Raw genomic sequence first — 12,697 nt, 5'->3', positions numbered from 1 at the left:
GTCGGGCTATTCCTTCGCGAGGGTGCGGCCGAAGAAGTCGACCACCCGGGCATTGAAGTCGGTCTGGAAGGCGGCCCGATCCAGACCGGGCGTGGGCTGGCAGATCAATGGGGCCGCCTGTGCCAGTTCCGGTGAGCAGGGCGGCATGAAGTCGAAATGCCCGGCCGCCGGCACGACATGGTATTCGGGGGGCGAGGGCAGGGCGTCGTGGACCGCCCGGGCGTAAAACGGATGGGGCAGCACCCGGTCCGCTTCCGCGCGCCAGAGCTGGATCGGCGCACTGACCTCCGCGAGACCGTCCGTGCCGAAGGTGTAGCCGAGGGCGGGGGCGGCGGCCACGACCGCGCGGATGCGATCATCGTGCACCCAGACCGTGCCCAGGGTCTCGGGCGAGGGCGGACGTTCTCCGATCAGGCGGCAGTCGTAGAAGGCTGGGTGCTCGCGGCAGTGGGCCCCGACGCGGCGGAGGTCCGGGGTGCCGCCCGCTGCGACGAGAACGGTGAAGCCGCCCGACGAGAAGCCGAAGGCACCGATCCGGTCGGGGTCGACCCTCGAGGATCCGGCTCCGGTGGTGACCATATGGTCGATCAGGACCTTGAGCTGGCGGGGACGTTCGGCGACGTCGGTCGCCCGGCTCTGGTCGCGCCAGTTGTCGCCGGTGTGGGTCAGGGCGGCGGCGATGAAGCCCGCGCGCGCCAAGGCCTCGGCCGTTGCCCTATGGCCGGCGTAACTCCCGCCATTGCCGTGGGAAATCACCACCAGGGGCAGGGCGGTGCCGGGCGGGGTATCGCTCGGGTACCAGACCCCACCCTCGACCGCCGGGCCGGCCCCGTCCGGAAACGAGAGCCGTGCGAAACCGACCGTGGACTGGGCCAGCGAGGGGGCTGTGACGAGGACAGCGGCGAGGGCGGCCAGGGTGGCGCAGCGAGCAAAGTGAAAGAGGTTTTTCATGGATCCGGTTCCGTGGATGAGCGGCCATCTGACCGCGGCACCGGGGTCGTTCCAGCGCGGTTTCGCGAACGGGCGAACGGGTACGTGTCCGGGCAGACGGGGCTGGACCTCGGCCCGGCTCCGGCTAAGGTTGAGCCATGATTGATGGGGCTGTTGTTCGAAACCCCGCCCTCGGGCGGCTGGCGCTGGCCTTTGGTCTGTCGACGGCCGCGGGTGTCTTTCTGGGGCTGGTCGGACCGTTCGGCAGCTATCTGAACGATACGGCCCCGACGCGGATCGCCTATTCGGTCGGGACCTTCTGGATCGCCACGTTTCTGTACGGCGTCGCTGTTCCGGCCGCCGCGCGGTGGGCCGCGCAGGCGCGCATCCCGGTGTGGCTGTGGGGACCGGTGGTGATCGCGGTCATCGCGATTCCGGTCGCGGCAGTCAGCCGGGTGGCGGCCCTGTCGCTCTGGCCATTTGTCGCCCGCGTCGGCCTGCTGGAATGGTACGGGCAGAGCCTGACGATCAGTTTGGCGGCGCTGGGCGGGGCCCTGCTGGTCCGGCGTGCCTTCGGCCGGCCCGGCACGGCACCCGTGGCGGCACCGGTTCCGCCCGACCGGGTTTTCGGAGACGGGGTGCTGTGCCTGCAGATGGAGGACCACTATGTGCGTGTGCACACGCTGAAGGGATCCGAACTGCTCCTGATGCCGATGCCCAGGCCGTGGCCGCCATGGGCGGGCGGGAGGGCCTGAGGGTGCATCGCTCGTGGTGGGTGGCACGGGACGCCGTCGAGGCGGTGGTGCCCGCAGGGCGACAATTGCGGCTACGCCTGAGAGGCGGACTGGATGCCCCGGTGTCGCGCGCGAACACGGTCAGGCTGCGCGAGGCCGGATGGCTCTAGGTCAGAAATGATGCTCTTCGGCCCTTGCGAACGGGAGGGAAGCCCCATCTTCTGTTCCAGACCGCAGCCTGCCGGAGCCTCCCCATGTCCGATACTGAATCCAACACCACGCGCCACCGCACGTCCGGACGCGGCAAGATCTATGACTCGATCGTCGACACGATCGGCGACACGCCGCTGGTCCGGCTGCCGCGGCTGTCGGCGGAATTGGGGGCGAAGGCCACGGTGCTGGCCAAGCTGGAGTTCTTCAACCCGACCTCCTCGGTGAAGGACCGCATCGGGGTGGCGATGATCGAGGCGCTGGAAGACGCCGGGAAGATCGGCCCCGGCACCGTCCTGATCGAGCCGACCTCGGGCAATACCGGGATCGGTCTGGCGTTCGTGGCGGCGGCCAAGGGCTACAAGCTGATCCTGTGCATGCCCGAGAGCATGTCGATCGAACGGCGCAAGATGCTGGCCCTGCTGGGGGCCCAGCTGGAGCTCACCCCGGCGGAGAAGGGGATGAAGGGCGCGATTGCACGGGCGCAGGAGCTGCTGGCGTCGACACCCAACAGCGTCAGCCCGGCGCAGTTTGACAACCTGGCCAACCCGGCGATCCACCGCGCGACCACGGCCCCCGAGATCTGGAACGACACCGGCGGAGCGGTCGATATCGTGGTCTCGGGTGTCGGGACCGGCGGGACGATCACCGGGGTCGGTCAGGCGTTGAAGGCGCTGAAGCCCTCGATCCGGATGATCGCGGTCGAGCCCACGGCCTCGCCCGTTCTGTCGGGGGGTGAGCCGGGCCCGCACAAGATCCAGGGCATCGGGGCCGGCTTCGTCCCCAGCATCGTCGACCGGTCGATGATCGACGGGGTCGAACAGGTGTCGAACGAGGACAGTTTCGACATGGCCCGGCGCGTGGCGCGCACGGAAGGGGTGCCGGTGGGGATCTCGTCCGGCGCGGCCCTGGTCGCAGCCTTCCGGCTGGCGGCGCTGGAGGAGAACGCCGGCAAGACGCTGGTGGTCATCATTCCCAGTTTCGCCGAGCGCTATCTGTCGACGGCGCTGTTCGAGGGGCTGTAAGGCGGCGGTTAACCGAACTGACCCTAGCCTCGGGCGGTATGTCCGAACCGGTTTCAGCCCCGTCGCCTGACGCTCCGCCGCCGGTGTTCCGCGCGCGGCAGGCTCTGCTGAAGCGGCTGGCGGATGTGGTGTCGTTGCCGGGCAGCCGTGTGAATGCCTTCGAGCGGGCCGTGACCGGCGACCTGCTGGTGGAAATGCTGCGGCTGGCAGCGCCTCGCGAGCGCCAGCGGGTGGCGGAGCGGCTGGCCCCATTGGCGGAGCTGCCCAACAGTCTGGCGCGCATGCTGTTGCGCGACGAGGTGGCGGTCGCGGGGCTGTTGATCGAGCAGTGCGCCTCGCTGACGGACGCCGATCTGGCGGCCTGCGCGCGCGACACGGGAACCGAGCATCGGCTGCTGATGGCGCGGCGGCGCGGGCTGTCCGAAATCGTCACCGAGACGCTGATCGCCTTTGGCGAGGAGCGGGTCGTCGAGGCGGTGCTGCGCAACACAACGGCGCGTCTGTCCCAGCCCGGGATCGAGGCGGTGGTCAGCCTGTCGCGACAGGTTCCCGCCTTGTGTAGTCCGCTGTTGCGGCGGACGGAGCTGAGACCATCCGGGGCCTATGTGATGTTCTGGTGGTGCGGGGCCGAGGACCGTCGCACGATCCTGCAGCGCTTCGCGGTCAGCCGTGAGGTCATGCAGGAGGTGGTGGAGGACGTCTTCGCCATGGCCGCCGCCGAGGGGTGGCAGGATCCGGTCTCCAGAAAGGCCCTGCAGTTCATCGAGCGCCGCCAGCGCAATCGCGCGGCGATCGAGAAAAGCCCCTATGCCAGTCTGGAGCAGGCCATCGGCGTGGCCGCGACCGATGGTTTGAGCCCCGAGCTTGCGTCCGAGATCGCCTATCTGTCGGGCATCAAGCCTCTGACGGGGGCCAAGATCCTGGGCGATACCGGGGGCGAACCTCTGGCCATCCTGTGCAAGGCGACCGGGCTGGCGCGGTTGGATCTGCAGAATCTGTGGCGGTCCATGCGCCGGCCCGAGACCCTCGCGGACGGTAGTGTTCATCCCGACTGGGAGAGGGTTCAGGTCACCTATGAGATGCTGGCGGTCGACCGCGCCCAGACCGTGCTGCGTTACTGGAACTGGTCGCTGTCATCCGCCCTGTCGCCCGCATTGCTCAGAGCGATCCGTGAAGGCGACGACGACGCACTGGATGAGTATTCTGCACCGGAGCGGGCGGCGATGATGGCGCTGGCGGAGAACTTCGGACGCTGACCGGAAGCGGCCACTGCTGAAACTATAGTGCGAACCGGAAACTGTCGGGCGGCATCATGGGCTTCTGTGTTCAAGTCCATTGCTTTCGGTCGCGGATATCCTTATTTCCAAAACTCCCAATCGCGCTAGCGCGACAAGATTAGGCAAGGACAATCCTGTGGAAGCGACAAGACTGGACGAGCGGTCCGAACTTCTGGAGATGACGGCAGACATCGTCTCCGCCTATGTCGGCAACAACAGCGTGGCGGCGAATGACCTGCCGTCGCTGATCTCCAATATCCATGCGGCCCTGTCCCAGGTTTCGACCGGTGTGGTTGAAGCCGAGCCTGAGCCCAAGGAGCCCGCAGTTCCGATCCGCAAGTCGATCAGCCCCGATTTCCTGATCTGTCTGGAGGACGGTCGCAAGTTCAAGTCGCTGAAGCGCCACCTGCGCACCAAGTACGATATCAGCCCCGAGGAATACCGCGCCAAGTGGGGTCTGCCCAAAGACTATCCGATGGTGGCCCCGAACTACGCCAAGGCACGGTCGGATCTGGCCAAGCAGATGGGGCTGGGCCAGGGCGGACGCAAACCTGCTCGCGCGCCGCGCGCCGCCAAGAAGTAGGTTTCCCGCTTCAGCGTCTGAAGGCCCGCTTCCGAAAGGACGCGGGCCTTTTTCGTGTCAGGCGGCGACGGCCGACTTGCGCCGCAGCCGCCAGAACCGCAGGGTGCGCAGGGCGGCCTCCCGCTGGAGCTCGGTGTAGAGGCGGGCGTAGGCGTGGGCCTGGCCGATCGCGTTTTCCTCGCCCCCCAGAATCACGACGACGAAGGTCAGAAACAGGGCCCTGTCGAGATCGGCCGCCTTGCAGATGACGGCCAGGGCGTCGAGCTCCCGGCGTTGCACGATCTGGTTGGCGGTATGGAAGTCCACGTCAGCGAGCTGGGCGAGTGCGATCAGGAACGCAGTCCGGCTTCCCGAGCGGAGAAAGCGGGCCAGCATGTTGGGCGTCAGCTGGTTGGCGGCCCCCAGTTCTTCCACATAGGCGAGGCTTTCGCTGTAGTCCGCCGGGAGGGTGCCGTCGTCGGCCGCCACGCGCGCGCGACCCGCCGCCAGGGCGCTCTCCAGCAGAACGGGATCCATGGCAGCGTTTTGTTCGAGAATGCGCTGGCGCAGCCGGGTCTCGACAACGAAATACATGTCATTCAGCAGATCGGCGGGCAGGGACGCCCGCTCCACCGTCGCGGCATGGAGCGCCGGATTGCGCCTGGCGCGCTCGACGGCGGTCTCGGACGCCGCCCGGGAGAGGCGAGCCCCGTCGTTGCGGAGCAGGGTCCCGAGCGTTTCGTCATCGCCGCGCTCGACGATCAGGTCAGAGACGGCCTCGGAGACGGTGTCCCGTTCGGAAATGGCTCGCAGATGTTCCTGTCCCTGGGTGCGGACGACGCCCATCAGGTCTTCGTCCGTCAGCACGGTCGAGGCCCGCAGGACGGCATCCGCGACGGCCACCTCATCATTGGCCAGCCGCCGGATCAGGCCGCGCGGGGCATCGGGGGAGAGGGCGAAGCGGGCAGACAGTTCGGCCCGCACGGCAGTTTCCATTTCCGCCGCCAGGTCGGTCAGCAGCGAATCGTAGAGCTCATCCTCGGCGGCGCTGCGTCGGGCCGGACCAAAGAAGTGCTCGGTCAGTTCGCGCAACAGGTCGCGGCGCTTCTCGCTGGAGCTCTCCTGAGCCAGCTGAATCAGATCGGGGAGGCGCGACCCCGTCTCTACGGGCGCAGTTGCGGCGTCGCTCATGGTAAACTCGGGTCTTCGTTGGCGACTGAACGTCTGCGTCCCTGGGCGTCGCGCATCAGAGGTTCGGTCGCCGGGGGTTCCGCCAGATCGAGCGTCACACTGTCAAAGAAGACCGGCTCTGGAATCACGGTCGGATCGGGCTGACGGCCTGCGTCCCGGTGCACGGAATAGTAGCGTGCGCCCTGGGCTGCGCGGCCCGGACCCTGCTGTTCCGAAGCGTCTTCGGTCGCCGTGGCCATGCCAGGGCCTGTGGCGGGTTCATGGGGTCGAAGCCTGAAGACCGGCGCATCGCGCCGGGGTGCCATGGGGTCGGCAACAGGCGCGGGTCCAGGCGGCGTACCGGGCGCGGTTGCGTCCGGCGCGCGGACCGTGGCGGCCATGGCGATGGGGTCGGGCGTGCCGGGTGCGTATGACGGTACCGTCCGGGGACCGAGCCATGCCCCGGCCGGGGTCAGGCCGCGCGACATCGGCAGTGGAGACGGCGCAGGCTGCAGTCCGGGCTGCTGGACAGCCCGGGACGGTGCGGTGCGGCGCGGAATCAGTCCGGATCTCGCGCGGGTCTGAGCGACTTCACCGCCCGGGGCCGTGGAGGCGGGGCGGTTGGCCCAGGAGAGGTAGCGCGTCGAGCCGTTACTGACCGCGACCTGGGCGTGAGCGGTCCCCGCCAACAACAGAACGCCCGACGCCGTCGCGATCAGCCGCGTCAAGGGTCGGAGAGTGCGATACTGCAAGGGCGGACTCCCGTGGGACGTTACCAACATGCTAGCCGCCGGCGGCTTAACCCCGGGCTAACGGACGTTAAAGGCCTCAGTCCCGATGCTGCAGCATGTACTGGCGGGCACCCGTCGCTGCCGCGTTCAGCGCCAGCCCAAGGACCGCAAGGCAGAAGAGCGCCGCCAGAAGGTCGGCCGTGCGCAGTCGGTTGCCGGCCTCGAGCAGCCGCCAGGCCAGACCCTGTGTGGCCCCGGAACCGGACACGAACTCTGCGACCACCGCCCCGATGATGGCGAAGCCACTGGCCACACGAATGCCCTCCAGAGCAAAGGGGAGGGCCGAGGGCAGCCGCAGACGCCAGAGACGCTGAAGCGCCGTGGCCTTGTGGAGGTCGAACAGGCGCTCCAGATCCGTGTCGGTCGCCCTGAGACCGGTGAGGACGCCGGAGAAGATCGGAAAAAAGGCGACCGCAGCGGCGAGCGCCGTGACGGCGCGGTCTGCGTGGTCGAGGCCGACCCAGATCAGGACCAGGGGAGCAATGGCGACGACCGGGGTGACCTGCAGCGTCACGGCGAGCGGGGCGATCGCGCGCTCGGCGACACGGTTCAGCGAGACAAGAACGGCAAGACCGCCACCCAGCCCGACGGCGACCACCAACGCCTTGAACGCCATCCAGAAGGTTTGCAGCGCGGACCCGGCCAGAACCGGCCCGTTTTCGACCAGGGCGCGAACGACCGCTGTTGGTGGGGGAAGGAAATAGACCGGAATCTTCAGACGGCGACAGGCCACTTCCCAGATGAGGAGCAGGGCGATTGTCAGGGCCAGCGCGGGCAGGGCCGAGGCGAGGCGTCTCATGAAGCGAGACCCATGGAGGCGGCCAAGGCGTCGGCCACGGTTTCCACAGCCTCCAGGAAGGCCGGGTCACGACGCCAGTTCGCTGGACGGGGCAGCGGCCCCGGCATGGCGATGTCGTCGACAACCCTGCCGTCGGCAACCGACAGGACGACGACCCGGCCGGCCAGATAGGCGGCCTCCTCCACATCATGGGTGACAAAGACCATGGCGACGGCGCGCGCCGCCCAGAGGCGGTGAAGATCCTCGATCAGGCGGCGCCGGGTGATGGAATCAAGTGCCGCGAAGGGCTCGTCGAGCAGCAGCAGGTCGGGTTCTACCGAGAGCGCCCGGGCAAGGGACACCCGCATGGCCATGCCGCCTGACAGCTGCCGCGGGCGTGCCTCCGGGCGGTCGCCGAGGCCGACGGCGGCCAGGGCCATATCCGCGCGACGTCGGGCCTCGGCCGAGGGCACACCGGACAGCTCGAGGGGCAGCGCGACGTTCGCCCGTGCATCGGCCCAGGGCATCAGGGTGGGGCTCTGGAACACGAAACCGGTCCTCGTACCGGGTGCATGCTCATGCCGGCCCGCCGCCGGCGTCTCCAGGCCGGCGAGCAGCCGCAAGGCCGTGGACTTGCCCGCCCCGGACGCCCCGACAAGGGCGACGATTTCTCCGGACGCAATGCTGAGGTCGATCGGGCCGAGAGAGTGGCTCAGGGAGGGATAGCGGACGACCGCTCCCTTCAGGCAAACCTGCACAGTGGACGGCAACCGGTCAGCCACGGCCCGGGAGGAAGGCGTCAGTGAAGGCGTCGCGCCAGCGCAGGTCGGCAGGGTAGACGCCGGCCTGGGACGTTACATCGAAAAAGGCCTGCCAGCGTTCCGGTGTCATGGCTCCGAGGCCGTAGAGCGCGGCGTCTCCCGCATCCACGATCCCGTATTCGCTCAGCCTGGCCCGGGCCTGGTCGAGGACGTCCTGGGTCATCTCCGGGTTGGCCTCACGGATCTGGGCATCGGCGGCGGCGGGGTTGCCCCGCATATAGTCCCTCCAGCCCTCGGCTGAGGCGGCGATGAAGCCGCGCAGCGCCTCTGCATTGTCCCGGGCAAAACCGTCGGGCGACAGGACCATGGTGGCGTAGGAGGGATAGCCTTCATCGGCGAGCAGGAAGACGCGCGGCTCGAACCCGGCGATCTTCTCGATCGTATAGGGCTCGGACGTCAGATAGCCCTGCTGGACGGCGCGCTCGTCGGCGATGAAGGGCGCGGGGTTGAAGTTGTATTTTCGGACCTGATCGTCGGTGAAGCCGTATCTGGCCTTCAACCAGACCCAGAAGGCGGTGATCGAGGCATCCGCCAGCAGGAAGGGCCGGCCGGCCAGGTCCGCGATGCCGGTCAGGGCAGGGTCGGGGTGGGCGATCAGGACCTGGGGATCCTTCTGGAAGAAGGCGGCGACGGCCTTCACCGGTGCGCCTTCGGCCACGAGGTTCAGCGGGATGAAGCTGTTCGAGCCCATGCCGAGTTCGACGGCTCCCGACGCCAGCAACTGCGGCACGTTTACGCCAGGTCCGCCCTGGATGATCTGGACGTTCAGACCGCGCCGCTCATAGGCACCGGAGGCCAGCGCCTGGTAGAAGCCACCCTGTTCGGCCTGGGCGCGCCAGTCGGTGGCGAAGCGGATGCGAACGCGGCCCTGTTCATCCACCGGAGCCTCGGAGCCGGAGCAGGCGGACAGTCCCATGGCCGTGACGGCGACCCCGCCCGCGAGAAGCAGGCGGCGGCTGACAACGGACTGACTCGCGCGGGTCTGCATGCTCGAAACCTAGGGCTGTCGGGGATGCAAGGGAAGGCAGTGCTTGATGAGCGCGGCAATCGGGCCAGTCGGGGAACCTTGCCGGAAGGCATGGCGCCAAATTGAGCGAGGGGACGCAAGTCCGGTCGAGCCGGTGCTTGCGTCCCCCCACCAAGTCCGGGTTGGGACTTGGCCATTGAGGTTCAGAACCCTGGCCTCAGCGCCTGCGGGCGAACCCGGAGACGGTCAGCTGTATTCTGGCGGCTCCTGTCCGATGCCGGTCCGTCGGGGATTGCGCCCCGTCGTCGTTCATCGATCCCGGTCCGGTTCTCCGTCGCCCCGCACCGAAGCGCTAAAGGCGGGGAGCCTGGACCCTGCCCGGGATTTCCGTGTCCGCCGAAGCGGCAGGGAGCCCTTGGTCAGAGAGCCGGACCGACCCGCTTGAACCCCGGCTCTCGCCGGATTTCCGCGCCGCCGTGTCCCTCGGCCTGTTGACGTTCTCTCCAAATCCGGTAGACGGCAAGCGCCCCGAAGAGGCCCGCTGTGCAAGACGGCGGGGGCCCCGGTGGACAAGACTGTTAACCTCTGTGGACGGATCGGATTCGCTTTTGCGGATCAGCGTTTTGTGTTGTCCACAGAAACTGTCAGCCGCCCGTCAGGGCCTCGCGCCTGGTTTCCAGCTCGAGCCATTCTTCTTCGGCCGCTTCCAGCTTGGCCCGCGCACCGTCGAGCGCTTTCATGGTGCTGGCGAAGCCCGAGGGGTCGCGGGCGTAGAAGTTGACGTCGGCGAGGGTGGCCTCGTGGGCGGCGATGTCGGCGGGCAGGGCGTGGATCAGGGCGTCCAGCTCCTTCAGACGGTGCTGGTCCTTGAAGGAGAGTTTGCCGGGCTTCGCCGTGGTCGAGGGGCGAGGGTCGGGGGTCGAGGGAGGAGGGGCTTCCGTCGCAGCAGAGGATTTGTCCTCGACCCTCGACCCCTGGCCCTCGCCCTTCTTCAGGAAGCCCGGGTTCTGGCGGATGAAGTCGGTCCAGCCGCCGGGGGTTTCGACGATGTCGCCGCGGCCGTTCATGCCGATGGTGGAGGTGGCCAGACGGTCGACGAAGTCGCGGTCGTGGCTGACCAGGATCAGGGTGCCGTCATAGGCCTCCAGCAGCTCTTCCAGCTTGTCAAGCGTGTCCATGTCGAGGTCGTTGGTCGGTTCGTCGAGGACCAGCATGTTGGCGGGCTTGGCCAGGGCGATGGCGAGCAGCAGGCGGTTGCGCTCGCCGCCCGACAGGGTCGAGATCGGCTGACGCAGCTGGCCCTCCTGGAACAGGAAGTCCTTGGCGTAGGCCGCAACATGCTTGGAGATACCGCGCACGATGATGCTGTCGCCGCCACCGGGGGTCAGGGCGTCCCACAGGGTCGTGTCGGACTTCAGCCCGTCGCGGGACTGGTCCAGATAGACGGTCTCGAGGCTGGCCCCGAGTTTGACCGTGCCCTCGGTGGGGGCCAGTTCGCCCAGCATGATCTTGACCAGGGTGGTCTTGCCGGCGCCGTTGGGGCCGACGATTGCTAGGCGGTCGCCGCGGAGGATGCGGCTGGTGAATGGTTTGATGACCATGCGGTCGCCGAAGGATTTGGTGACGCCCTTCAGGTCGGCCACCAGCTTTCCCGAGGTGGAGCCGGAATCGACGCCGAGGTTCAGCTCGCGCGGCCGGTCCTTGGCCTGTTCGGCGCGTTCGGCGCGCAGGGCGTCCAGTGAGCGGGCGCGGCCTTCGTTCCGGCTGCGGCGGGCGGTGATCGAGCTGTAGAAGGTGGCGGTCTCGCGCTCGATGGTTTTCGTCAGCTTCTGGAAGGCGATGGCCTCCTCTTCCAGCTGTTTGGCGGCCCATTCGTCGAAATCGTTGAAGCCCTTGTTCAGGGTGCGGACGCGGCGGCCCTCGAGCCAGTGGCAGGACTGGGTCACGCGGTTCAGGAAGGCGCGATCGTGGGAGACGATCAGGGCGGCGCATTTGGCGTTGATGATCTCGGTCTCGAGGAGCTCGATCGCCAGGATATCCATGTGGTTGGTCGGCTCGTCGAGCAGGAGGAGGTCGGGCTCCTCGGCGAAGGCCTTGGCCAGGGCGGCGCGGCGGATCTCGCCACCGGACAGGCCCTTGGTGGACTTGTTAGGGTCCATGCCGAAGGTCTCGAGCCAGGCCTCGGCGGTCCAGCTCTCGGCGTCGTTGGAGGTGGCGTAGTCCAGCAGGGTGTCGCCGGCGATCAGCGGCTCCTGCGGCACATAGGCAAAGCGGACCGCGCCCTGGATGCTCCGGGTGCCGGAATCCGGCTCGATCAGGCCCATGACCATCTTCATCAGGGTGGACTTGCCCGCCCCGTTTCGGCCGACGAGGCAGGAGCGGGTGCGGGGCTCGATGGCGAGGTCGACGCCCTCGAACAGGGGGCGGGTTCCGTCCTGGAGACGGACATCCTTCAGGGCGACGAGCGGAGGGCGGGGGGAGGAACGGGGAGCCATGGCGCGGGGGTATAGAGGCCGACGCCGCCACATGCCATGGCCCCTCGTGACAGTCGGGCCGCGGAGCGGCATGGTCAGGCCCGGGAGGCGGCATGATCTACGAGGAGTATGCACCCTCGGCGGCGATCCGGCGCGACGTCGAGGCGTTCTGGCGCTTTCGGCTGGAAGACCATGAGCCCGAGCGCCTTCGCCATGTGATCCCGCCGGATGGCGCGATCAATCTGTGCCTAGACCGTCACGCCGATGGTGCGCTGACGGTGGCGATCGCGGGGCCCAGCGATACGGCCCACGTCGTGGACGTGACTCGGGGCACGGTATCTGTCGGGGCCAGACTGCGGCCCGGGGGCGGGCTCCGGGCACCCGGTGCCGCGCCGCCTGCGATCGCGGGGCGGGGGCTGCCTGAGGCGTTGATGGAGCCGGGTCTGGTGCGGTGGATCAAGACGGCCCTGGTGGGTCTGGTCGAGGGGGAGGCGACCGCGGCCGACGCGGCGCTTGCCGCCTGGCCGTTTGAACGCGCGGCGGAAGACCGGGCGGTGGCGGCGGTGGCCGACCGGATCATGGCGGAGCACGGGCGAGTCCGGATCGACGAGGCGGCGGCGGAGGCGGGGCTCAGCGAACGCAGTCTGAGACGTCGGTTCGGCGTCGCGGTCGGCCTGTCGCCCAAAACCTTCGCGCGGGTGCGGCGCCTGCGACGGGCCTGCGTGCTCAGTCTTGAAGCGGGTGCGCGTCTGGCCCCGGTCTCGGCCGAGGCCGGCTATGCCGACCAGGCGCATCTGTCGCGCGAGGCACTGGAGAGTTTCGGTGCGCCACCCGCGGCGGTGGCGGCCTATCTGCGGCAGATCCGGCATGCCTTCGCCGCCGGATGAGGCCCTGGCCGAAACCTTCAAGACGTCGCCGGTCCAAACTCCGAATGTGTTTTCCGGACCGGGGGAGAATG

12 protein-coding genes are annotated in these 12,697 nt (G+C 68.4%); 6 read left to right on the top strand and 6 right to left on the bottom strand.

The window, feature by feature from the left end; all coding sequences use genetic code 11:
• Positions 1-6: 6 nt before the first annotated feature.
• Complete coding sequence (locus SJY26_RS00585) at positions 7-951, bottom strand: alpha/beta hydrolase family protein (RefSeq protein WP_396594237.1); 945 nt, start codon at positions 949-951, stop codon at positions 7-9.
• 137 nt (positions 952-1,088) lie between these two features.
• Here SJY26_RS00585 and SJY26_RS00580 point away from each other — a divergent pair, with 137 nt between their 5' ends.
• The 5 genes from SJY26_RS00580 to SJY26_RS00560 all read left to right on the top strand — a co-directional run bounded on the left by SJY26_RS00580 (position 1,089) and on the right by SJY26_RS00560 (position 4,759).
• A complete protein-coding gene (locus SJY26_RS00580) occupies positions 1,089-1,685 on the top strand; it encodes a hypothetical protein (protein WP_396594236.1) in 597 nt (198 codons plus the stop codon).
• Positions 1,664-1,834, top strand: coding sequence for a LytTR family DNA-binding domain-containing protein (locus tag SJY26_RS00575; RefSeq protein ID WP_396595682.1), 171 nt, complete (start codon positions 1,664-1,666; stop codon positions 1,832-1,834). Before SJY26_RS00580 ends, SJY26_RS00575 begins: the two co-directional genes overlap by 22 nt.
• 84 nt (positions 1,835-1,918) lie before the next feature.
• Positions 1,919-2,899: a cysteine synthase A gene (gene cysK, locus SJY26_RS00570; protein ID WP_396594235.1), complete on the top strand. Its 981-nt coding sequence runs from the start codon at positions 1,919-1,921 to the stop codon at positions 2,897-2,899.
• 38 nt (positions 2,900-2,937) lie between these two features.
• Positions 2,938-4,155, top strand: coding sequence for a DUF2336 domain-containing protein (locus SJY26_RS00565; protein ID WP_396594234.1), 1,218 nt, complete (start codon positions 2,938-2,940; stop codon positions 4,153-4,155).
• 199 nt (positions 4,156-4,354) lie between these two features.
• Positions 4,355-4,759, top strand: a complete 405-nt coding sequence (locus SJY26_RS00560) for a MucR family transcriptional regulator (RefSeq protein WP_396595681.1) — start codon at positions 4,355-4,357, stop codon at positions 4,757-4,759.
• Positions 4,760-4,816: 57 nt separating this feature from the next.
• On the opposite strand, the gene SJY26_RS00555 is transcribed toward SJY26_RS00560, so the two are convergent.
• The 5 genes from SJY26_RS00555 to SJY26_RS00535 all read right to left on the bottom strand — a co-directional run bounded on the left by SJY26_RS00555 (position 4,817) and on the right by SJY26_RS00535 (position 11,760).
• A complete protein-coding gene (locus SJY26_RS00555; protein WP_396594233.1) occupies positions 4,817-5,929 on the bottom strand; it encodes a DUF2336 domain-containing protein in 1,113 nt (370 codons plus the stop codon).
• 807 nt (positions 5,930-6,736) lie between these two features.
• Positions 6,737-7,498 carry an ABC transporter permease gene (locus tag SJY26_RS00550; protein WP_396594232.1) on the bottom strand — a complete coding sequence of 254 codons (762 nt, stop codon included), beginning with the start codon at positions 7,496-7,498 and terminating at the stop codon, positions 6,737-6,739.
• A complete protein-coding gene (locus SJY26_RS00545; protein ID WP_396594231.1) occupies positions 7,495-8,247 on the bottom strand; it encodes an ABC transporter ATP-binding protein in 753 nt (250 codons plus the stop codon). The genes SJY26_RS00550 and SJY26_RS00545 overlap by 4 nt, the downstream gene beginning before the upstream one ends.
• A gap of 4 nt (positions 8,248-8,251) precedes the next feature.
• Complete coding sequence (locus SJY26_RS00540; RefSeq protein ID WP_396594230.1) at positions 8,252-9,286, bottom strand: ABC transporter substrate-binding protein; 1,035 nt, start codon at positions 9,284-9,286, stop codon at positions 8,252-8,254.
• 623 nt (positions 9,287-9,909) lie between these two features.
• Entirely contained in the window at positions 9,910-11,760 is a 1,851-nt protein-coding gene (locus SJY26_RS00535; RefSeq protein WP_396594229.1) for an ABC-F family ATP-binding cassette domain-containing protein, read from the bottom strand.
• Between the two features lie 92 nt (positions 11,761-11,852).
• Here SJY26_RS00535 and SJY26_RS00530 point away from each other — a divergent pair, with 92 nt between their 5' ends.
• On the top strand, positions 11,853-12,626 hold the full coding sequence (locus SJY26_RS00530) for a helix-turn-helix domain-containing protein (protein WP_396594228.1): 774 nt from the start codon (positions 11,853-11,855) through the stop codon (positions 12,624-12,626).
• Positions 12,627-12,697 lie beyond the last annotated feature (71 nt).

Source organism: Brevundimonas sp. R86498, from assembly GCF_044598075.1.
Taxonomy (GTDB): Bacteria; Pseudomonadota; Alphaproteobacteria; order Caulobacterales; family Caulobacteraceae; genus Brevundimonas.
The sequence above is the reverse complement of the archived record's forward strand: the minus strand, read 5'-3'. Positions and strand labels throughout refer to the sequence as shown.

Bases quoted from the DNA above. Each gene is read 5' to 3' on its own strand.
- SJY26_RS00585 (WP_396594237.1), bottom strand. From the start codon at position 951: ATGAAAAACCTCTTTCACTTTGCTCGCTGCGCCACCCTGGCCGCCCTC.
- SJY26_RS00580 (WP_396594236.1), top strand. From the start codon at position 1,089: ATGATTGATGGGGCTGTTGTTCGAAACCCCGCCCTCGGGCGGCTGGCG.
- SJY26_RS00575 (WP_396595682.1), top strand. From the start codon at position 1,664: ATGGGCGGGCGGGAGGGCCTGAGGGTGCATCGCTCGTGGTGGGTGGCA.
- cysK (WP_396594235.1), top strand. From the start codon at position 1,919: ATGTCCGATACTGAATCCAACACCACGCGCCACCGCACGTCCGGACGC.
- SJY26_RS00565 (WP_396594234.1), top strand. From the start codon at position 2,938: ATGTCCGAACCGGTTTCAGCCCCGTCGCCTGACGCTCCGCCGCCGGTG.
- SJY26_RS00560 (WP_396595681.1), top strand. From the start codon at position 4,355: ATGACGGCAGACATCGTCTCCGCCTATGTCGGCAACAACAGCGTGGCG.
- SJY26_RS00555 (WP_396594233.1), bottom strand. From the start codon at position 5,929: ATGAGCGACGCCGCAACTGCGCCCGTAGAGACGGGGTCGCGCCTCCCC.
- SJY26_RS00550 (WP_396594232.1), bottom strand. From the start codon at position 7,498: ATGAGACGCCTCGCCTCGGCCCTGCCCGCGCTGGCCCTGACAATCGCC.
- SJY26_RS00540 (WP_396594230.1), bottom strand. From the start codon at position 9,286: ATGCAGACCCGCGCGAGTCAGTCCGTTGTCAGCCGCCGCCTGCTTCTC.
- SJY26_RS00535 (WP_396594229.1), bottom strand. From the start codon at position 11,760: ATGGCTCCCCGTTCCTCCCCCCGCCCTCCGCTCGTCGCCCTGAAGGAT.
- SJY26_RS00530 (WP_396594228.1), top strand. From the start codon at position 11,853: ATGATCTACGAGGAGTATGCACCCTCGGCGGCGATCCGGCGCGACGTC.